This is a genomic window from Mycobacterium sp. NGS49 (genome assembly GCF_059812565.1).
Genome location: NZ_JCALCX010000012.1, coordinates 1 through 20239, shown reverse-complemented (window position 1 = coordinate 20239; position 20239 = coordinate 1). Strand labels below are relative to the sequence as shown.

Below are 20239 nucleotides of genomic sequence, written 5' to 3'. Positions count from 1 at the left end.
CCCCGCGGGCGGGTGGAATCGACAGGCTGTTACGGCCTCACGCGGCCCGCAGGTGCGCTACCGGGCTGCGGTCTGTCACTGCACGTCGTGGCTGCCAGCGGAACATGCCGGCGCCTTGCGCGTAGGACAAGTGCCCGCCCAGGGCTCCGCCGACACTGATCGCGGTCAGACCCAGCAGCGTGTACACGCGCGCGCGGCGGCGGCGCTCCTTGCGGTACGCCCGGTAGGCGAGCGAGAACATGATGACGCCGACCGCATTCGATGCTGCGTGCGCCAGACCCACCCGCTGTTGTCGCCGGTTGAGCAGCGGGTAGTCCGCCCATCCGGCCAGCACGGTTGGCGGTGTGGCGGTCAGACCCACGGCGACGAGCCGGCGGGCTGCCCTGGCGTCGTCGAAGACGACGTCGAATACCGCCGAGGTCATCCAGGCGCCGATGGGGAGCGTGATCAGCAAGGGGTGCACGGGGTGTCCCAGCCAGGCGCCGCGCAGAGCCCCGGCGAGTCCGCGACGGCCGAGCAACTGTTCGGCCACCCGGGAGGCCGCTCCGGCGGACCCATCCAGAACCTCGACTTCCTCGACACGTCCCAAGACACGATGCAGGTTCATTGCGGTTATCTACCCGGTTAGATGGCGTCCAACCGCATCCGTCCCGAACGTTCGCGTGGGCAGACCGTGTGCGACGATCGAGACCGTGACTGACGAGCTCGTCGAGATGATGAATTCCGCACTGACATCGACCATCCCGATCGCTGACCGCATGGGTGTACGGGTGGTCGAGGCGCGCCGCGGATTTGCCGCCGCGAGTGTCCCGGTCGAGGGCAACGGCAACCACTTCGGTGTCATCTATGCGGGCGTGCAGTTCACCGTCGCCGAAGTCTTGGGCGGCATTATCGCGTTGGCCACCTTCGATACGAGCAAGTACTTCCCCTTGGTGAAGAACGTCGACATCGCCTTCCGGGCCATGGCCACCACCCCGCTGCGCGCTGAAGCGAGCATGGACGACGAGACGATAGCGCGAGTCGAAGCCGAGGCGGCCGCACGGGGCAAGTCCGACTACACGCTGGATGCGGTGGTGACCGACGCCGACGGCACGGTCGTTGCCACCACGCACGGGCTGTATCAGCTACGGGCACATCGAGATTGACGCTGCGGCGACGGGTGCGCGCCGCAGACCTGTGAAGTCGGCGAGGGACGAAATGGCAACAATGCACGGCAAAGTCGCCCTCGTGACCGGCGCCTCGTCGGGCCTGGGCGCCGAGACGGCGCGACTGCTGTCACGCAGGGGGGCAACGGTTTGATCAATAGTGCTGGGCGCCATCAGATGCGGCGCACCGAGTCGATGACCGACGACGATTGGGCCCAAGACCTGGCGGTGAACCTGAACGGCCCCTTCTACCTGTGCCGCGCCGCACTGCCGCACCTGCTGGACCGGGGCGGCAACATCGTCAACGTCGCGTCCATCGCCGGTGTCGAGGGCCAGGCGTATTCGGCCGGCTACTGCTCGGCCAAGCACGGGTTGATCGGGCTGACGCGTGCCCTGGCCGTCGAGTACACCGCGGATCGGTTGCGCGTGAACGCGGTGTGCCCGGGCGGCATGTTGACCCCGCAGATCGAACAGTTCAGTGCCCCGGAGAAGCGGAACTACGACCTGATACTGCGCTCAGCCGCACCGCGCGGCATGATGCAACCCCTCGGCGTCGCCAACGTCATCGCGTTCCTGGCCAGCGACGACGCCTCGGGTGTGCACGGCGCCGTGTACCGGGTCGATAACGGCAAGGGCGCCGGCCGACCTCCTACCCGCTGCGTTCCAGAACGTCCATGCAGTACGTCAGCGCCGGCTCAGGGAAATTGACCACCTGCTGATCACCATCGCACAGGGCGGGGTCGTTGACGCCGTCCTGCCGGGTCGCGACCCGGAAGGTCGGGTCGCTGGACAACACGCCGGGTTTGCAGTCGGTTGGTGCGAACATGTGCGAGATCAAGGCCTGGTGATAGCAACTGCCGACGGTCAGGTTGTCTTCGAGGCACAGGCCGCTGCCGCCACCTTCCAGAGTTCCGTAGTTGTCGTTGGGGCAGTTCTTGGCGCCCTTGTACTTTTTGGCGACCTTCGACAGTGCCGTGGGCGACGAGCAAGGCTCCACGTGTACATCGCTCGGACTGACGGCGATGCCCGCTTTGGCGAGGTTCAGGCAGGTGCCCACTGCGTAGTCGAAGCCACTGTTGGTCAAGGGGCGATCGGCATGGCGGTGGGTTACCGCGTGCAGTCCGAACTTGGCGGCGATCACGAGCGCGACCGCACCCAGGGCCGCGCCGATCCGCTTGCCGACCGATCCCTTCTTGGGCGCCGCGGGAGGCGGTGGGGGCGGCGCGTACTGGGGACCCGGCGGCGGGTACCCAGCGGGCGGAGGCGGTGGATACCCACCGGTCGGCGGAACCGGGTAACCCTCCGGTGCGGTGCTGCTGTCGCTGCCTGTCATGTGCAAACCCCTTGTGCCCGAGTCGACGACGTGGCGACTCCGTGCAGTGGCGCCCGTCCGGCTAGCAGCCTAATCGGCCACCTGTCGGATATTCCGCAGTAACTTTCTCCGGGTCAGCGCCGGTAGAACACGTCACCCTCGACGGTGATGGTCGACTGGTTCACCCAGACGACGTTGAAGTAGACCGGTGCCGGCCGATGGGTCTGGCTGCTCACGATGGTGAGGATTCCGCCGCGCGAAGACGCGTTCCAGCTGCACGGACCCGATGTGGTCGGTACCCCGGCGGCGTTGGCCAGCGAGCATCCGCTCTGACTCACCAACAGTTGTTCGGAGCCAGTGCTGTTGGCCCAAAAGCCAACTGGTGGGGGCGCTTCCGCATGGGCGATGCCGGTGGAGACGGCCATCAGGCCGGCGCCCAAGCCGACAACCGCGGCGAACTTCCCTGCGTATGCGCTCCAGCGACCCGACATCGTGCCTCCTCGATCTGACGGACACGATCACCGTCGCGGAAGCTACTTGACGAGTTCTTGATCTTTCCTTGGCACGGATCCGAGCCGTGTTTCAAGTTGGGGCAGCAGATATTCCAGCTGACCGACCTCTTCGATGTTGTGCTTGATCCACGCCCGCACCATGTCGTCGGGGAAGCGTCGATGCAGAAGGCGGTTGACCGGCGCGAACAGGGGGGTTCGCGCCCCGATGTCGAGCACCGTGACGTAGTGCGTGCCGTCCGAGCCCGCCGACCACGTGTGCTCCAGCTGCATGACGATGACGCCGGCGACCCGCGTCACCAGGCGGATGCCCGTCGCGTCAAGCTTTTCCACGCGGTCGATGACGTCGATCTTGTACTCGGGCTTGGCCCCGAAGGCCTCCACGATGCGGAAACGCGCGCCCTCGGCCGCACCCCCGCCCGGCGCCGGACGGGCCAGTTCCCACCGGATGTGATCGATGGGGTGCCAGGCGAGATAGCGGTCGATGACCTGGCCGCCGTACGGCATGGTGCCACCCAGCTGGGTGAACCAGTCCAGCACCATTCTCGGGCTGACGGCAGTCAGCGCCCGATGGTCGATGGTGACGCGGCGGCGGTGGTGGGGAGCGGTGGTGAAGTGCACTGTCGCGGTCTCCACCGAACGCAGCGGGTACAGGACCGGCCGAGGCTGCATGACGACCTCCAAGATACGGTAACGTTTCTTGCCGATAGCGTAAGGCCCCAGCGTAAGAAACGCAATCGTTTCTTGGGAAGGAATGCGATGCGGCGACGCCATGGTGCGGAATTGGATGCGGCGATCAGGGACGCGGTACTCGGACTGGTCTGTGCGCACGGTCCGGCCGGCGTCACGATGGAGGCGGTCGCCGCGGCCGCGGGCACCAGCAAGGCGGTGCTGTACCGGCGCTGGCCAGACGGCCGGGCGCTGCTGCGTGACACTTTGTTGCGGACCGCAGTCGCGGCGATTCCCCATGAAGACACGGGCAGTTATCGCCAAGACATGCTGGCGATCCTTCGCGGGTGGGCCGACGTGTTCACCGGTCCGCGCGCGGCCGTCATCCAGGCCGGAATCGCCGCAGCCGCAAACGATCCCGAGTTCGCCGCGGTTTTCCGTACAGAGGTGATCGGGTGGCGCAAGAAGGAGATGGCCGAGCTGCTCGCCAGGGGAATCGCCCGCGGGGACGTGCGGCCCGACGTACCCGTCGAGATCGCCCGCGAACTGGGTCAGAGCGTGCTGTGGCACCGGCTCCTGGTAACCGGCGACCCGATTGACGACGAACTGATCGTGCAGCTCGTCGATGAAGTACTGGTGCCGTTCGTCGCGCCCCGAACCGGGTGACGCGCACTGGGCGGCGTCACGGTTCGGGCACAGTTGAGCCCCCGACAGCCGCGGCATCCCGGTTCCCATAGTCCGTTGCGCAACCATGCGAGATATGACGGACCGCCCGGCCCAGATCTCCCGGCAGACACTTCTGCGTGGCGCCGTGGGCGCTTTAGCGGCCGGTGTGGTGTTCGGCGCCAACCGCGCCCGTGCGGATCCGGTCGCCTCCGGCTGGGACGGTCTGTCCAGCGCGCTCGGCGGGCAGGTCATGCAGCCGACCAACGCCCAATTCGGCACGGCCAAACAAGTCTTCAATACCAACTACAACGACTCGACCCCGGCGGCGATCGTCACCCCGAAATCAGCCGCAGATGTGCAGAAGGCGATGGCATTCGCCACAGCCAACAAGCTCAGGGTCGCTGCGCGTAGTGGTGGGCATTCTTATACGGGCGCCTCGACGGCGAACGGAACCATGGTGCTCGATCTGCGACAGCTGCCCGGCGATGTCAGCTTCGACGCCGCCACCGGGCAGGTGACGGTGACGCCCGCGACCGGTTTGTACGAGGTGCACCAGGCGCTGGCCGCGGTCGGTCGGGGCATCCCGACCGGCACCTGCCCCACGGTGGGCGCCGCCGGACACGCCCTGGGCGGTGGGCTGGGTGCCCAGTCCCGGCATGCGGGACTGCTGTGCGACCAATTGACCTCGGCATCGGTGGTGCTGCCTGGCGGCCAGACCGTCACCGCATCCGCCAACAGCAACCCGGACCTGTTCTGGGCCCTGCGGGGCGGCGGCGGGGGCAACTTCGGGGTGACCACCTCGTTGACCTTTGCCACGTTTGCCACCCAGGATGTCGATGCGGTGAACCTCACCTTTCCGCAGCAGGCGCTCGCACAGGTCCTCGTCGGCTGGCAGAACTGGTTGCGCACCGCGGACCGAAACAGTTGGGCATTGGCGGACAGCACCACCGACGCCACGGGTACGCATTGTCGGATCCTCGCTACCTGTCCCGCAGGTTCAGGCAACAGCGTTGCGGCGGCGATCATTTCGGCTGTTGGAGTGCAACCGGCCGGCACCGAGAACCATACGTTCAACTACCTTGATCTGGTGCGGTATCTGGCCGTGAACAACCTCAATCCCGCACCGCTCGGCTATGTCGGCGGATCTGACGTCTTCACAACGATCACCCCGGCTGTCGCCCAGGGGATCAGCGCCGCGGTAGACGCCTTTCCGCGCAACGCGGGCCGCATGTTGGCGATCATGCACGCACTGGACGGCGCCATGGCAACGGTGGCACCGAACGCCACCGCGTTCCCGTGGCGACGACAGTCCGCGCTGGTGCAGTGGTACGTCGAGACAGCCGGCTCACCGGCGGCAGCGACCGGTTGGCTGAGCAGCGCACATCAAGCGGTGCAACAGTATTCGGTAGGCGGATACGTCAACTACCTGGAGGCGAACCAGCCGCCGGTGCGATACTTCGGCCAGAACCTCTCCCGGCTGAGCACCGTACGCCAGAAGTACGATCCGGGCCGAATCATGTTCTCCGGCTTCAACCTTTGAGCACCACACGGGCGAACGACGCCATCAGGCGCCGTTGGCATGAGTTGACAGGGAAAGGAGACGCGGTGTCGCATCGACGCCCAGCCAAATGCGGCGGCGGCTACTCGGAGGTCACGGCATGATCGGACTCTCCCGGGATGCCGACGTGCTGACCATTCGGATACAGCGTCCGGAACGGCGCAACGCCCTCAACGCCGACGTGATCGATGAACTGCGAAGGACATTCGAGGGCGCTGCCGCCGAGGGTGTGAAGGCGATCGTCCTGACCGGCGAGGGCAGCGTCTTCTGCTCCGGGATGGACCTGTCCGGCGCGGAAGCCGCCTCGGCGGAGAACCTAGTCGACGAACTGATGGATAAGGCCCTGGCGCTCAACGCAGCGATCGACCACACGCCGGTACCCGTCATCGCGGCCATCAACGGACCCGTTATCGGAGCGGGCGTGCAGCTGGCCGTCATCTGCGACCTCCGAGTGGTTGATGCCGACGCGTATTTCCAATTGCCAGTGGCCAAGTACGGGCTCGCGGCCGATACCTGGACGGTTCGGCGACTGACCTCCCTGGTGGGCTACGGGCGCGCCCGCGCCATGCTGATGGCGGCTCAGAAACTCCCTGCCGAAGAGGCGCTGTTGTGCGGGATGGCGAATCGGATCGGCACTCTCCAGGACGCTCAGCAGTGGGCAAATGAGATCGCCGGGCTGGCCCCGCTGTCGATACAACACGCCAAGCGGGTGCTTAATGACGATGGCGCCTGGGACACCGAGAGGCCCGTCCACCAAGCGATGTTCGAGGCGGCGTGGAAGAGCCAAGACGCCGTGGAGGCGCAAGTGGCCCGCTTTCAGAAGCGGGCGCCGGTGTTTCGGGGTCGGTGACCGGCTGCGGTTCAGCGGATCACGTTGATGTGGACGCCGCTGCCGCCCGGCGTCAATCGAGCACATCCCCGTCGACATACAACCAGCGACCCTTCTCCCGCTCGAACCGGCTGCGTTCGTGCAGGATGTGGCGACTGCCGTGGCGCACGTACTGGGCGCGGAATTCGACCACCCCGGTGATGTCTTCTGCGGCACCGGCTTCGGTGTCGACGATCTGCAGCCGACGCCACACGACGTCGCTGTCCAATTCCACTCGCTTCGGCCGGGTGCTGGGATGCCAACTTGCGTGCAGGTAATCGATGTCGCCCACTGCAAAGGCGCTGAAGCGCGACCGCATCAACGCAAGCGCGGTGTCGGCGTGCCGTTCGCCGGCGTGCAGCGGCCGGCAGCACTCGAGGTAGTTGCCGACCGACCCGCAGGGGCACCGTTCCCCGTCGTGCGCCTTGACGCCCATGAGGTGATTGTTTCAGGCTGCAAACTGGCGCAAACAGCGAAGGAGGGTCGCGATGACCGACACCGATATGGCGGACGCCGCCCGCGCCGCGGGAGCGGCCATCCAACAGGCCGTGGCGGTGTTCATGCTGCACCCGGAAACTTTCGCCGAGAGCGCCGCGGCGGGATATCAGAACCCGCTGGCCGGCTATGTCGCCGGCCGTGGCGGTGTGCTGGGCGACGTCGCAGGCGAGACCGCCGCCGCGGCGTTCGCGGTGTTCGAGCCGAACGCCCTGGGTGCCCTCTGGGCGGAGGGTGTGGCGGTGCGCGGAGCGGCAGGTGCCGCCGAAACGTACTGGGAACAAAGCGCTGACTTCGGCCGCAAGTACTTGAAGGGCGCAGCGGGGCTGGGCCGGTTGGCCGCGTTGGGGGAGAAGGTTATCGCGGCGACGCCGGGCCAAGACCTGCCGCTGTACGCGGGTTGGCGCAGCATGCCACTGGCCGACGACGCGCCGGCGCGGGCGATGCAGGTGATGTTCATTCTGCGGGAGCTGCGGGCGGCCGTTCACTTCCCCGTGCTCAGCAGCTCCGGTATCAGCCCGGTGGAAGCGCACATGCTCAACAGGGGCCCTGAGTACACCAAGATGTTCGGCTGGCCGGAGCCTTTCGCCGACGGATCCGACAAGAAGGACCGTTACGCCGACGTGGAAGAGGCGACCAACAGCCGCATGGCGGAGATCTTCGCGGCCGCCCTGAGCCTCGAGGAGGCCAACGAGTTCGCTCGGTTGAACGCCGACGCCCTGGCGTCGCTGAAGGCCAGTGTCCCGAGTTGAAGTTTGGAAGCGCACCGTTGCGGCATTCTAGGTTGCAGACGCGAGGGAGGGATGGCAGTGAACGAGGAGCAACTCAACGCGATGGCTTCGCGGCCCGGCTTCATCGCCGCGCTGGACCAAAGTGGCGGGAGCAGTCCCAAAGCCCTGAAGCTGTACGGCGTTTCAGCAGATGCGTACGACAGCGACGACAAGATGTTCGACCTGATCCACCAGATGCGGGAACGCATCATGTCCAGTCCGAGCTTTTCCGGTGACCGAGTCCTCGCCACCATCCTTTTCGAGCAGACCATGGACCGCACCATCGACGGCAAAGACACCGCGGCTTTCTTGTGGGAACAGAAGGGCATTGTGCCGATCGTCAAAGTCGACCAGGGTCTCGACACCGCCGGCAATGGTGTGCAGCTGATGAAGCCGATGACCAAGCTCGATTCCCTGCTGGACCGCGCAGTCGAAAAGGGGGTCTTCGGCACCAAGATGCGTTCGTTCATTCAAGAGCCGGACGACGACGGGATCAAAGCCGTCGTCGACCAGCAGTTCGACTACGCCAACCGGATCGCCCAACGTGGGCTCATGCCGATCCTCGAGCCCGAGGTGAGCATCAACAGCCCCGACAAGCCCAGAGCCGACCGGCTGCTGCTGGCGGCGCTGTGCGAGAAACTGGACCAGGTTCCCCAGGGCAGACAGGTGATGCTCAAGCTGACCCTGCCCACCGAAGACGACCTGTACAGGCCGCTCATCGAGCATCCCAGGGTGTTGCGCGTGGTCGCGTTGTCCGGCGGCTACAGCCTTGCCGAAAGTTGCGCGATCCTGACGCGCAATCACGGTCTCATTGCGAGCTTCTCGCGAGCGCTCACCGAAGGCTTGACGGTCGATCAGACCGACGCCGAGTTCGACGAGATGCTCGGAGCGAACATCGACCAGATCTACGCAGCGTCAGTGACTTAGCGGTCCCCGTCGGCGGCAGGCCAGGGGGCGGGTTGCGGCGTCGGCCATCGAGATTCCCGCATCGCTGGCCCGAAAACCGGTTGACCGCCTCCGAATTCAGGTGCGATGGTGGACCGCTGCTGATCCACCGACAACCGTGACAAGGCGATGACTCTCACCGATGACCAACTGACCGATTTGACCGACGGGATGACCGGCGGCGGTGCCGCGCACCGTCGTGTCATCGACGACGTCGGTGGCTGGCTGGATGGCCTGGACTACGGGGTGCGCCCGGCGCTGCGGGCTCTCGGGGAGTTGCTGGTCGGCGTCGCCGAGCGTGAAAGTGCTGAAACCGCAGAACGTTTCACGGCACGATGCCTGGGTGTACCGGATTGCGGCTATCTGCTCGACGAGGAACGGGCACTCACTCCGGTGTCCCGGTTGACCACCGCTCTCGCGTTGGCGGAGTGGATGGAGGACTACGCAGAGGTTTGCGAGATCGGTCCCGGCGAGTACGCCTATCCCCCGAAGTGGACACAAACCGAGATCGGCGACCGCCGTTACCGGCACCCGCTGTGTTTGCGCGTGCACTTCCCGGCGGGGTCGTTGCTGGAGGACACCGGTTGCGTCATCCACATCGAGGCACGCGACAGCATCATGCATTCGGCCGAAGTGAGCGCGTTTGTCACGCCGGACCATCAGGCGCACGCCCGGGCGGTGCTGGATCGCCTCGCCGAACGCGCCAACGACCTGAACCCGTACCGCGGACGGGCAGTGCGTGCGACCAACAATCAAGGGCTCAGCTTCTCGGTCATCGACCTGCCGGCCACTGTGACCCGCGAGACCGTCATCGTTCCGGACGAGGTCTGGACCGAGGTCGACCTCGGCGTCACGGCCGTACGCGACCGCCACGAAGTGCTCAGGGCGCACGGACTGGGAGCGCGGCGGGGTGTGCTGCTGTGCGGACCACCCGGAACCGGCAAGTCGGCGGTGAGTGCGGTGGTGGCTCGCGAGGTGGTCGGCGAATTCACCGTCATCTACGTCGAGGCGAAGGCCGGTGAGGACTTACTGACTGCCGTGGTGGAGGAGGCTCAGCGGCTCGGCGGCCCGGTGCTGATCGTGCTGGAGGATGTCGACCTGTGGTGCCGCAGCCGTGCGAGCGGTGACGGCGGGTTGTCGGAGCTGTTGCAGGCCATGGACGTCGAAGCCGACGCCCGCATCCTGTCACTGGCGTCGACGAACGATGCGGCGACGCTGGACAAAGCCGCGATCCGCACGGGGCGGTTCGATTCTGTCGTCGAAGTCGGGTACCCCAACCGTATCGACGCGGCGCGCATTCTGGCGGCGCTGATCCGCGGTATCCCCGGTGGCCGCGACGTGGACACGGCAGCCGTCGTCGCAGCCATGCCCGAACGGACCAGCGGGAGCGACATCCGCGAAGTGGTCCGCCGGGCGGTGCTGGCCGGTGATGACGGCCGCATCTGCACTGCAACGCTCCTAGCCGAGGTAGGCAACGGTCGTTACCGGGCCACCGTGCCGGCCGGCCTGTACCTCTGAGGTCTAGCGCGTGCTCTCGTCGGCGAGCTCATCGTGCGATTGCCGCGAAGCGGGCGCGTCGGGATCACCGGTCTGGTGTTCCAGCCGCTCTTCCTCCGCGCGCTGCGCCGGGGTCGTCTCCCGTGCGTCCTCGGGGACGGGCGCCCGGGCGTCTTCGTCTTGCTGCTGAGGATTCATTCGGCCGGGATCGCCCGTATCGGTGATTCTGAAACCAGGCTTAGCCGAAGGCGACAACGGGCCCTACGGTCAAACGCATGAACTTCGACGAGTATCGGACCTACGACGCCACCGGGCTGGCCAGGCTGGTCGCCGACAAGCAGGTATCGGCAGCGGAGCTGCTCACGCTCGCCAGGGAGCGGGCCGCGGTGGTCAACCCCCGGATCAACGCGATCGTGCGCGATGTCCCGGCCCCGCCCCAGGACCAGCTGGAAGGCCCGTTCGCCGGCGTCCCCTTCCTGATCAAGGACCTTGCCCAGGACTACGCGGGTCTGCCCAGCTCGCAAGGCTGTCGCGCCCTGATGTGGGAGCCCGTCGCCGAGCACGCGACCATCGTGCAGCGCTGGATAGATGCCGGGCTGGTCATCTTCGGCAAGACCAACCTTCCGGAGTTCGGTGCGAAGGGGATCACCGAATCCGAGGCGTGGGGCCCGGCGCGCAACCCCTGGAACCTGCAGCGAACACCGGGCGGGTCCTCCGGAGGGTCGGCCGCGGCCGTCGCGGCCGGCATCGTGCCGTGCGCGGGCGCCAACGATGGCGGTGGGTCGATCCGCATCCCGGCGGCCTGCTGTGGCCTGGTCGGTCTCAAACCGGGGCGCGGGCTCACCCCGATGGGCCCGACGACCAGCGAATCCATGCACGGGGCGGCGGTGCAGGGCGTCGTGTCGCGAACCGTGCGCGACACCGCGGCGATGCTGGACGTCATCTGCGGAGGCGAGCCGTCCGGGCCCTACCTGCCTGCCCTGCCCGCCGCGCCCTTCGCGTCGGCGGTGGGGCAGGACCCGGGCAAGCTTCGGATCGGTGTGCGGGTGCCATCGGCGATCACCCCCGATCCGCACCCGGAAGCCGTCGCTGCCGTCGAAGCGACGGTGCGGATCTTGACCGGGCTCGGACACCACGTCGAGGAACTGGCGCAGGCCCCGTACGACGACGCCGCACTCGCCCGGGATTTCCTGCTCACCTGGTTTGTCCACCTCGCCTGGGATGTTGACCAAGCCAAGCGCCTGACGGGCGCCGGCAATGAGTCGTTCGAACGCGACACGCTGATCATGGCGGCGGCCGGTCGCGCGACCGGCAGCGTCGAATATGTGGACGCCGTAGAGCGGCGCCACGAGCACACACGCCGGCTGAGCACGTTTTTCGAGTCTCACGATCTGTTGTTGACCCCGACGCTGGCCACCCCGCCCCCCAGGATCGGCGAGTTCGACCTGCCGGTCGCCTTGCAGCGCGCATCCGACGCGTTGATCAAGACGCGCACCGCCCGCCTGCTGCGCCACACCGGCATCGTGGACGACCTGGTGGAGAAGAACCTCGGCTGGGTGCCGTACACCCAGCTGGCGAATCTGACCGGCCGACCGGCGATCTCGCTACCGATGCACTGGACGGCTGATTCCCTACCACTCGGCGTGCAGTTCGTGGCACCGCTGGGCGGAGAATCGCTGCTCATCCGGTTGGCGGCTCAACTCGAGCAGGCACAGCCGTGGGCGGATCGGGTGGCCGCGCTGTAGCGGTGTCGAATGACGACGGCCGCGCTCCCGACGAAGATCGGGCACCAACACCCCAGCATCTGATCGCGCTTTCACTCGACCGTATCGACGGCGATGAAACCTGTTGTGCGCGAACGCTGTTTCGCGTCGATGGATAGTCGAGACGGTATGAGTAACCGTCGGCGTTGTGTCGGGGGTTGCGGGCCGGGGCCTCGCTCACTGAGCGTACGAGTATTGGGCTGGACGTGCACGCGCGTTCGGTTGTAGTAGCGGCGGTTGACGGCGTCACAGGGAAGGTGTCGCAGACTCGGTTGACGCCGTCCTACGAGCACATCCAGGAGTGGATCAAACGGTTGCCAGGCTCGGTGGCGGTGGCCTATGAGGCCGGTCCGACCGGTTTGGGTTGTATCGGGCATTGAGCGGTGCCGGAATTCGATGTGAGGTCGTTGCGCCGTCGAAACTGCAGAAGCCCGCCGGGGACCGGGTGAAGACTGATGCCCGCGACGCACTTCATCTGGCGCGGTTGTTGCGCCTGGACGAGGTCACCTTGGTGGCGATTCCGAGTGTGAACCAGCAGGCCTGCCGCGATTTGGTACGTGCGCGCGAAGACTGCCGTGGTGATCTGATGAGAGCGCGTCATCGACTGTCCAGGCTGCTGCTGCGCCACGGCATCGTCTATCACGGGGGCGCAGCCTGGACCGATGCGCACGATCGCTGGCTGCGCGCGCAGGCCACGCCGCAGTTGACGACGCTGGCGACGCGGATGGCGTTCGATTCCGACTACGAGCACGTGTTGATGCTGCAGGCCAGACGCCGGAGTCTGGACTCGGCGATCGAGGACATCGCCGCAGACAGTGAGTTCACTCCGGCGGTGCGCAGGCTGTCATGCCTTCGCGGTGTCAGCGCGCTGACCGCATTGGCGTTGGCCGTTGAGATCGGCGACTGGGATCGATTCACCGGCAGCACAATCGGATCGTTCGTCGGTTTGGTGCCCTCGGCATCGTCGTCCGCGAGCGCAAGGCCCGATCACCAAGACCGGGAACACCCACGTGCGGCGGCTACTCGTCGAGGCGGCCTGGCATCACCGATCGAAGTATCAGGTCGGAGCGGTGATGCGTTCGCGCTGGGAGCTGGCTCCGGCGGCGGCACGTGCGAGGTCACCAGGGCAATCATCGTCTCCATAACCGGTGGGTGGGTTTCCTGGCGCGGCGCGAGCGGTCCACCGTGGCCACCGTTGCGATCGCCCGCGAGCTGGCCGGCTGGTGCTGGTCACTTGCGGTGATGGACGACTGACTGCCACCTGACTGCTTCCTCGCGAGTGCGGTGGTGGCAGCGCGTGGATCGACCCGCGACACAACTAGGAGCAGACCCAGCCGGGTCGACGCTCGACCCTAGACACGCGGATGCGATCCAGCCGAAACCCCGCCCTGCGGTAGCCAACCCGCGAATATCGGTAGCTCCTCGACGGCGCCTGCCCATGCCCACTTGACAAAGTTCTCCCCATATCAGTTGGTGCCGGGTGGTGGTTGGGGTTGGAAGGGTTGGTACCACCACCACTGGGCGCGTTCGCCGCTGGGCCCGGGGTAGGGCGGCACGTCGGGTGGGGGGTGGTCGGGTGGACGCGCGAGTGAGCCGGGGTGTAGCAGGTCTCCGTCGCTGTCGGTGACGGTGAGGTCGGTGGGGTTGCCGGTGATGGTGATCTCGCCGCGGTGGTGCAGCCGGTGGTGGTAGGGGCAGACCAGGACCAGGTTGGCCAGGTCGGTGGGGCCGCCGTCTTGCCAGTGCCGGATGTGGTGGGCATGCAGGCCGCGGGTAGCGCCACAGCCGGGCACCGCGCAGCTGCGGTGGCGGTGCTCGAGAGCGCGCCGCAGCCGCCGGTTGACTCCGCGGGTGCTGCGCCCGGCGCCGATGACCTCGCCGTCACGTTCGAACCAGACCTCGCAGGTGGCATCACAAGTCAAATATTGGCGTTCAGCCTCGGTCAGCACCGGACCCAGGTGCAGCGCGCCCACCCGCTGCGCGACATCGACGTGCACCACTACCGTGGTGTGCTGGGCGTGCGGGCGGGCGGTGGCCTCGGCGTCCCAGCCGGCCTCGACCAGCCGCATGAACGCCTCCAGGGTGTCGGGCATCGGCGGCGCTGTCTGGGAGGCGCCCCCGGCGTCGGCGCGGTCGTGTTTCCACTGGGTGATCAACGCCTCCCGATGCGAAGCCAGCGCTGCCTCGAACGTCGCCGCCTCCGTATGCGGCAAGGTGATCCGCCACGTCGTGGACTCCTCGTCGCCGGTCTTGGTGATCGCAGGCTGCCGACGCCGATCCGGCTCCGGACGCGGTTCCAGTTTGACCGCGGTACGCAACTGAGCGACCGAGGCATGCCGCGCCAACTGCGCATAATGCTCATCAGATCCCGCCCCGGCCCTAGCCGCGATCACCCCGACCTGATCCAGCGACAACCGCCCCTCCCGCAAACCCTGGGTGCAACGCGGAAACTCCTCCACCCGGCCTGCGATCGTGGTGATCGTGTGCGCAGTCGTCGAGGACAACCCCAGCCTCCACGCCACCAACGCCGCCACCGAACGCGCCCCGGTCATCCCGCACAACCCGTCACGCTCAATCTCAGCCGCGATCTCCACAATCCGCCCGTCCAGGGCGTTACGCTGCCCGGCCAACTGCGCCAACTCCTCGAACAACACCTCCAAACGCTCCTTCGGAAGCGTCACCGCAGAGCCCACCGAGCCGATCGAAGACATAACCCCATCATCACAGCGGGGTACGACATTGACGGCTGCCCGCGTCGCCGCCGCTGTCAGAGGGCTGGGACGAGCCGGTCGAGTTCACGGTCGGCACCGGTTGGCACCTAGAGTATTTCTCATTGGCGATCCGCCTGAGCCGCTGGATTCCGGGATCATCGCCAACCACCCAGGGCATCAGCAATAATCTGCGTGTTCGGCCTCGGGAGAGCCGCGCTGCGGCGGGCCGGCACCTTGACTCTTGCATCGGTGGTGGCAATTAAGCGTCAACCTGGGATCTTGAGCCGCTGGCAGCGGGCCGATCAGTACGACTGGCTCTCTGGGTACCTGGCTGCGCGCGGTATCAGCGGCACCACTCGGGCGCTGATGGCGTTCATTTCGACATCGCTGGTGTTGTGTCTGCTGGTGCTGCTCGCCGGCTCGGATGGTCCCCGTGGAGCGGTGCCGGTCGCCATGACCTGGACCGCCGTCGTCGGGGGAACCTTGGGTGCACTGCTGTGGGTCTGGCGGTGGCCGACCCGCGTGCAGTCGGTGGCGTTCGCATTGACGTGCAACATCGCCGTTGCGCTGGCGTGTCTGGCGCACCCGAAGCCGCTGGCGGCGTTGATCGGCTGTATCGCCTTCGCCACCTTCGGCGCGTATATGGCGTTCTTCCACACGACCGGATTCGTGCTGTACAACTTTGCGGTGGCCGCCGCAGTCGGTCTGTTCGAAGCCGGGCGGTTGGCGAACTCGGGGCACCCCTCGTTGGCGGTGGTGGACCTCTGGCTGGTGCTCGAGGTCAACATCGCGCTGCCGCTCGCGATCGCAGTGCTGGTTCGTGCCTTGGCCGGGGACCTGCTGCGCGCCGACCGCGATCCGTTGACGGGCCTGCTGAACCGGCGCGCGTTTGCACACAATGCCTTGGGGATGATGCTGGCCCGCCGCGGCATCGACGCCCACTTGGTGGTCTTGGTGGTGGATCTCGACAACTTCAAAGGTGTCAACGACAACCGCGGTCATGCCGCGGGCGACAATGCCTTGGTACAGGTCGCGCAGGAACTACTGGCCGTCGCCGACGAACAGGCGGTGGTGGCGCGCAGCGGCGGGGAGGAATTCCTGGTGGCCGGCACCTCGGCGAATTGCAACGCCGAACAGTTGGCCAAAGAGATCTGCGAGGCGATCGCGGGCTCGACGGTTGGAGTGACGGCGAGTATCGGTACGGCCTGCGCCCACCTGGACGAAACCACGCCCGCCGAGCACCAGGCACTGCTCATTGACCTGATCACAGCTTCCGACGCCGCGATGTACCAGGCAAAGCGGCTGGGCGGCAACGGCTACTACCACCACGATCTGTGTTGATCGGAGGTCGGCTCATAATCGCTCGGGGACGGGTATCCGGGCCAGGTCGTCGGCGATGACGAGGTCTCCGTCGAAGACCTCGGCCGCCTCGTCATGGTGTTCCCGGGTGCTGGTGTAGCGCTGAGAGAAATGGGTGAGCACCAGCCGCCGCACCCCGCACTCGGCCGCAACCCGCGCCGCCTGTCGCGCCGTGAGATGTCCGTAACGCGCGGCCAGGTCCGCGTCCCGACTCAGAAACGTCGCCTCGATCACCAGCAGGTCCACATTGTCGGCCAGGGCATAGACCGCGTCGCACAGCCGGGTGTCCATGACGAAGGCGAACCGTTGGCCCGGCCGCGCCTCGCTGACCTCGGACAAATCGACCCTCCGACCGCCCCAGTCGATGGACCCTGCCGCATGCAGCTCACCGACCGCGGGCCCGTCGATCCCGAAGCGCTGCAACAATTCGGGCACAAATCGTCGACCGTCGGGCTCGATCAGTCGATAGCCGATCGCATCGGCGGAATGTTCGAGTCGTCGGGCTTCCAGCACGCCGAATGCGCCCGCCGCGATCGGCCCGTCGACGGCGACGGGCTGCGCATAGATGTCGGCACGGTCATGAAAGATGCAGGCGTGATGCAGGCGAGCGAAGTATTCCTGCCCCGACGCCGGAAAGTAGGCGTGCACCCGGTGCTGTGCCTGGTCCAGCGACAGGCGCTGAATGATCCCGGGGACACCGAGGCAATGATCACCGTGAAAGTGGCTGAGGCACAATCGCGTCACGCTGCTCATCGCCACACCGGCCAGCAGCATCTGCCGCTGGGTGCCCTCCCCGGGGTCGAACATCAATCCTTCGCCGTCCCAGCGCAGCAGGTATCCGTTCTGGTTGCGGTACCGGGTGGGCGCCTGACTGGCGGTGCCCAGCACGATCAGTTCGCGGACCGACATGCCGTTACGCCGTGCAACTCACAGCGTCGCCGCCGCTCCGAGGGCGGTGGCGGTCAGGGTGGCGACGATGCGGTCCTCGTCGGTGTCGATGTCGCCGTGCAGCCAGCCGACGATGAGGTCGGTTGTTCCGGCCACCAGCGCACGGGTGGCCAGCACCCGGTCGACGGCCGGCTTCGGTCGTCCGGTGAAGGCGATCGCGCGGGCGGCCATGTGCTCACTGAAGTCGCGCACCGCGCGCTGCTGGCGTTCGCGTAGCCGGGGAAAGCCCGGACATTCCATGTACAAGCGCGCGTCGGAGGGATCAGAGGCCAGCGTGTGCACGACCGCACGGACCGTACGCTCGACCCGCTCGGCGAGCGGGACAGTGTTCACAACCTCCTCCATCTGGGCATACAACCGGCTGAACAAGTCCTCGGCGCACGCATCGAGCAGGTCGTCCTTGGTGGCGAACTCCGAGTAGAAGTACCGCTTACTGAGATTGGCCCGTTGGGCGACCACATCGACGGTCAGCGGTGCCACCCCGGTTTCGGCGATCAGCGTGCGCGCCGCCTCCACCAAACGCGAGCGGCGGTCCTGCGAACGTTGCTCCGGGCTCAGTCCGCCATAGGTACGGCCGCCGGCAAGAGTCATAACGACATCTTGACCCATCGGCCGCCGCAGGCATAATCTAGAACGATACCGTTCCACATTAGTGCGAGGTGCTGCCGTGGCCGCCAATCCGCCCCGATCGTTGTCCACCCGCAGACGCTGACTCTCTCGGTAACTGCACCGTCAGGAGACGATATGAGCACCCGGATCATGGACGAGGCGGCGCGGGTTCTGGCCGACCCCGCGGCCTACGCCGACGAGAAGCGACTGCACGCGGCGCTGACCCACCTGCGGGCGCACGCTCCGGTGTCGTGGGTCGACGTCGAGGGCTACCGACCGTTCTGGGCGATCACCAAGCACGCCGACGTGATGGCCATCGAGCGCCAGAACGACCTGTTCACCAACCACCCGCGTCCGTTGCTGATGGTGACCGAGCTCGAGGCAAAATTGCTGGCCGACCAGGAGGCCGGGATCGGTCTGCGCACCCTGATCCACATGGACGATCCGCATCACCGCGACATGCGCAAGATCGGGGTGGATTGGTTTCGCCCAAAGGCGATGCGGGCGTTGAAGACCCGCTGTGACGAATTGGCGAAGATCTACGTCGACAAGATGCTCGAGCGCGGACCCGAACTGGATTTCGTCCAGGAGATCGCGGTGAATTACCCGCTGTACGTGATCCTTTCGCTGCTGGGACTGCCGGAGTCCGACTTTCCGCGCATGCTCAAGCTCACCCAGGAAATGTTCGGCGGTGACGACACCGAACTCCGGCGCGGCGAGGCCAGCACCGATCTACTGGCGACGCTGCTGGACTTCTTCAACTACTTCTCCGCACTGACCGCATCGCGGCGGGAGCATCCGACCGAGGACCTGGCGTCCGCGATCGCCAATGCCACCATCAACGGCGAGTCGCTGTCGGATATGGACACCATCTCCTATTACGTGATCGTGGCCAGCGCCGGTCACGACACCACCAGTGCCGCGATTTCCGGCGGACTGCTCGCTCTGCTGGAGAATCCCGCCGAACTTCAGCGCCTGCAACAGGACACCGGACTGATGGGCACCGCGGTCGAGGAGATGATCCGCTGGGTGGTGCCGGTCAAGGAGTTCATGCGCACCGCGCAGGCCGACACCGAGGTGCGCGGGGTGCCGATCGCCAAGGGCGAAGCCGTGCTGCTGTCCTACGTTTCAGCCAACCGGGACGAAGAAGTGTTCACCGACCCGTTCCGGTTCGACGTCGGACGCGACCCCAACAAACACTTGTCGTTCGGGCATGGCGTGCACTTCTGCCTCGGCGCCGCACTGGCTCGGCTGGAGATGAACAGCTTCTTCTCCGAGCTGATCCCGCGGATCGAATCCATTGAAATGGCCGATGATCCGCAATTGATCGCAACCACGTTCGTCGGCGGTCCCAAGCACCTGCCGATTCGCTACTCGCTGAGGTGAATCAGCGAACACCCAGGACTTTGGCGGCCCGGTCAGCTGCCGCCGGACCGGCGAGTTGCCGCAACAGCAGCATCCCGTCGATGAGCGCGAGACTGGCCTCGGCTTCGGCGCGCCGGCGGTTGGTGCTGCCGGTGAAAAACTTTGCCAGCCAGTCGATCCAGCCCTCGGTCAGTGGCGCGGCGAGGTCGTGGTACGGCGCAACGCCGGCGGCGGCAAGGCCGCAGACCTCGAAGTAGACGGCGAAGAGCGGGTCGAACTCGTTCCGGGCCAATACCTTGAACGCGGTTCTGACCAGCTGCCGGTGGTCATCAGCGGGTTCCAGCAGTGCGCGAGCCAGCGCAAGCTGGAGCCTGTTGCCGACCTCGAGGAGGACGTCGGTGACCAGTGTGGTCTTGCTGGGAAAGTAGTAGACGATCACGCGGTCGCTGGTGCCGAGGTGTTTGGCCAGTGCGCCGAAGGTCAGCGAGCTGAGCCCTTCGCTCAATGCCATCGCTACGGCATCGTCGAGGATTTGTTCGCGCGTGTACTTGTGCCCCATTGGGTCTTGATTGTAGTCACGACTACAGGTTAGATCTATTTGTAGTAACAACTACAAACGAAAGGCCGGGCCTTAGATGACCGCATCCATGAACAGCAATCAGCACCCCGCCGCCACCACGATGTCCTTCATACGGATGTTCGCCGGCGGAATCTCCTGGGCGTCGCCATCACTCAGCTCGCGGGTTTTCGGGCTCGGCAAGTTGCCGGACGGCGCCAGCGTCGGACTTGTCACACGACTGTTCGGTGTGCGAGATCTGGTTCTGGGTGCTGCCTTGCACTATCCAGAACCGGCCGTACACAAGGCGGTTCTGCAGGCCGGCCTCGTCTGTGACGCCGCCGACGTCGCCGCATCCCTGATCGCCCTGCGGGCCGGAGCGCCGAAGACGACGCTTCTCGGCGCGACCGCCGGTGCCTCGCTGTTCCTTGCGCTTGGTGCGATCGCGCTGCGGGTCAGCCCGCCGAGTGTGGATGCCACGACGGTCAACCGGC

The 20239-nt window shown here is 66.4% G+C and carries 21 protein-coding genes and 2 pseudogenes; 13 read left to right on the top strand and 10 right to left on the bottom strand.

Going from position 1 to position 20239, the window contains the following annotated elements:
• Window positions 1-37: 37 nt before the first annotated feature.
• Window positions 38-607 carry a DUF2231 domain-containing protein gene (locus AC5Y7D_RS14155; protein WP_499924862.1) on the bottom strand — a complete coding sequence of 190 codons (570 nt, stop codon included), beginning with the start codon at window positions 605-607 and terminating at the stop codon, window positions 38-40.
• 106 nt (window positions 608-713) lie between these two features.
• Here AC5Y7D_RS14155 and AC5Y7D_RS14150 point away from each other — a divergent pair, with 106 nt between their 5' ends.
• Window positions 714-1145 (top strand): YiiD C-terminal domain-containing protein, encoded by a 432-nt coding sequence (locus tag AC5Y7D_RS14150; protein ID WP_499925217.1) that lies wholly within the window; start codon window positions 714-716, stop codon window positions 1143-1145.
• 52 nt (window positions 1146-1197) lie between these two features.
• Window positions 1198-1787, top strand: a pseudogene (locus tag AC5Y7D_RS14145) (SDR family NAD(P)-dependent oxidoreductase); the annotation flags it as partial.
• A gap of 7 nt (window positions 1788-1794) precedes the next feature.
• Here the strand turns inward: AC5Y7D_RS14145 and AC5Y7D_RS14140 are convergent.
• The 3 genes from AC5Y7D_RS14140 to AC5Y7D_RS14130 form a co-directional block, all read right to left on the bottom strand.
• A complete protein-coding gene (locus tag AC5Y7D_RS14140; protein WP_499924860.1) occupies window positions 1795-2478 on the bottom strand; it encodes an LppU/SCO3897 family protein in 684 nt (227 codons plus the stop codon).
• A 113-nt stretch (window positions 2479-2591) separates the two neighbouring features.
• A complete protein-coding gene (locus tag AC5Y7D_RS14135; protein WP_499924859.1) occupies window positions 2592-2948 on the bottom strand; it encodes a hypothetical protein in 357 nt (118 codons plus the stop codon).
• A 42-nt stretch (window positions 2949-2990) separates the two neighbouring features.
• Window positions 2991-3638 (bottom strand): hypothetical protein, encoded by a 648-nt coding sequence (locus tag AC5Y7D_RS14130; protein ID WP_499924857.1) that lies wholly within the window; start codon window positions 3636-3638, stop codon window positions 2991-2993.
• Window positions 3639-3725: 87 nt separating this feature from the next.
• Between AC5Y7D_RS14130 and AC5Y7D_RS14125 the strand changes: the two genes are divergently transcribed.
• From AC5Y7D_RS14125 to AC5Y7D_RS14115, 3 genes are all read left to right on the top strand, one after another.
• Window positions 3726-4301 carry a TetR/AcrR family transcriptional regulator gene (locus tag AC5Y7D_RS14125; RefSeq protein WP_499924855.1) on the top strand — a complete coding sequence of 192 codons (576 nt, stop codon included), beginning with the start codon at window positions 3726-3728 and terminating at the stop codon, window positions 4299-4301.
• A gap of 94 nt (window positions 4302-4395) precedes the next feature.
• A complete protein-coding gene (locus AC5Y7D_RS14120) occupies window positions 4396-5841 on the top strand; it encodes an FAD-binding oxidoreductase (RefSeq protein ID WP_499924854.1) in 1446 nt (481 codons plus the stop codon).
• 118 nt (window positions 5842-5959) lie between these two features.
• The gene (locus AC5Y7D_RS14115) at window positions 5960-6709 is read left to right on the top strand and encodes an enoyl-CoA hydratase (protein WP_499924853.1); all 750 of its coding nucleotides are present in this window, start codon (window positions 5960-5962) and stop codon (window positions 6707-6709) included.
• A gap of 52 nt (window positions 6710-6761) precedes the next feature.
• Here the strand turns inward: AC5Y7D_RS14115 and AC5Y7D_RS14110 are convergent, their stop codons facing one another.
• Window positions 6762-7163, bottom strand: coding sequence for a YchJ family protein (locus AC5Y7D_RS14110; protein WP_499924852.1), 402 nt, complete (start codon window positions 7161-7163; stop codon window positions 6762-6764).
• A gap of 52 nt (window positions 7164-7215) precedes the next feature.
• Here AC5Y7D_RS14110 and AC5Y7D_RS14105 point away from each other — a divergent pair, with 52 nt between their 5' ends.
• From AC5Y7D_RS14105 to AC5Y7D_RS14095, 3 genes are all read left to right on the top strand, one after another.
• Window positions 7216-7974: an SCO6745 family protein gene (locus tag AC5Y7D_RS14105; protein ID WP_499924850.1), complete on the top strand. Its 759-nt coding sequence runs from the start codon at window positions 7216-7218 to the stop codon at window positions 7972-7974.
• 51 nt (window positions 7975-8025) lie between these two features.
• Complete coding sequence (locus tag AC5Y7D_RS14100; protein ID WP_499924848.1) at window positions 8026-8919, top strand: fructose bisphosphate aldolase; 894 nt, start codon at window positions 8026-8028, stop codon at window positions 8917-8919.
• 147 nt (window positions 8920-9066) lie between these two features.
• The gene (locus AC5Y7D_RS14095) at window positions 9067-10455 is read left to right on the top strand and encodes an AAA family ATPase (RefSeq protein ID WP_499924845.1); all 1389 of its coding nucleotides are present in this window, start codon (window positions 9067-9069) and stop codon (window positions 10453-10455) included.
• Window positions 10456-10458: 3 nt separating this feature from the next.
• On the opposite strand, the gene AC5Y7D_RS14090 is transcribed toward AC5Y7D_RS14095, so the two are convergent.
• Complete coding sequence (locus AC5Y7D_RS14090) at window positions 10459-10632, bottom strand: hypothetical protein (protein WP_499924842.1); 174 nt, start codon at window positions 10630-10632, stop codon at window positions 10459-10461.
• Window positions 10633-10709: 77 nt separating this feature from the next.
• Here AC5Y7D_RS14090 and AC5Y7D_RS14085 point away from each other — a divergent pair, with 77 nt between their 5' ends.
• Both AC5Y7D_RS14085 and AC5Y7D_RS14080 read left to right on the top strand, forming a co-directional pair.
• A complete protein-coding gene (locus AC5Y7D_RS14085; RefSeq protein ID WP_499924840.1) occupies window positions 10710-12179 on the top strand; it encodes an amidase in 1470 nt (489 codons plus the stop codon).
• 176 nt (window positions 12180-12355) lie between these two features.
• A pseudogene (locus AC5Y7D_RS14080) lies at window positions 12356-13451 on the top strand (IS110 family RNA-guided transposase).
• A gap of 212 nt (window positions 13452-13663) precedes the next feature.
• Here the strand turns inward: AC5Y7D_RS14080 and AC5Y7D_RS14075 are convergent.
• Window positions 13664-14908, bottom strand: coding sequence for an HNH endonuclease signature motif containing protein (locus tag AC5Y7D_RS14075; RefSeq protein WP_499924838.1), 1245 nt, complete (start codon window positions 14906-14908; stop codon window positions 13664-13666).
• Between the two features lie 279 nt (window positions 14909-15187).
• Between AC5Y7D_RS14075 and AC5Y7D_RS14070 the strand changes: the two genes are divergently transcribed.
• Complete coding sequence (locus tag AC5Y7D_RS14070) at window positions 15188-16249, top strand: GGDEF domain-containing protein (protein WP_499924836.1); 1062 nt, start codon at window positions 15188-15190, stop codon at window positions 16247-16249.
• Between the two features lie 12 nt (window positions 16250-16261).
• Here the strand turns inward: AC5Y7D_RS14070 and AC5Y7D_RS14065 are convergent, their stop codons facing one another.
• Together AC5Y7D_RS14065 and AC5Y7D_RS14060 are read right to left on the bottom strand one after the other, a co-directional pair.
• A complete protein-coding gene (locus AC5Y7D_RS14065; protein WP_499924835.1) occupies window positions 16262-17176 on the bottom strand; it encodes a ribonuclease Z in 915 nt (304 codons plus the stop codon).
• An 18-nt stretch (window positions 17177-17194) separates the two neighbouring features.
• Entirely contained in the window at window positions 17195-17806 is a 612-nt protein-coding gene (locus AC5Y7D_RS14060) for a TetR/AcrR family transcriptional regulator (protein ID WP_499924833.1), read from the bottom strand.
• A 153-nt stretch (window positions 17807-17959) separates the two neighbouring features.
• Between AC5Y7D_RS14060 and AC5Y7D_RS14055 the strand changes: the two genes are divergently transcribed.
• Window positions 17960-19210 (top strand): cytochrome P450, encoded by a 1251-nt coding sequence (locus AC5Y7D_RS14055; RefSeq protein WP_499924831.1) that lies wholly within the window; start codon window positions 17960-17962, stop codon window positions 19208-19210.
• Between the two features lies 1 nt (window position 19211).
• On the opposite strand, the gene AC5Y7D_RS14050 is transcribed toward AC5Y7D_RS14055, so the two are convergent.
• A complete protein-coding gene (locus tag AC5Y7D_RS14050; protein WP_499924830.1) occupies window positions 19212-19748 on the bottom strand; it encodes a TetR/AcrR family transcriptional regulator in 537 nt (178 codons plus the stop codon).
• Between the two features lie 88 nt (window positions 19749-19836).
• Here AC5Y7D_RS14050 and AC5Y7D_RS14045 point away from each other — a divergent pair.
• Window positions 19837-20239: hypothetical protein (locus tag AC5Y7D_RS14045; RefSeq protein WP_499924828.1), on the top strand; the 403-nt coding region annotated here is incomplete at its 3' end.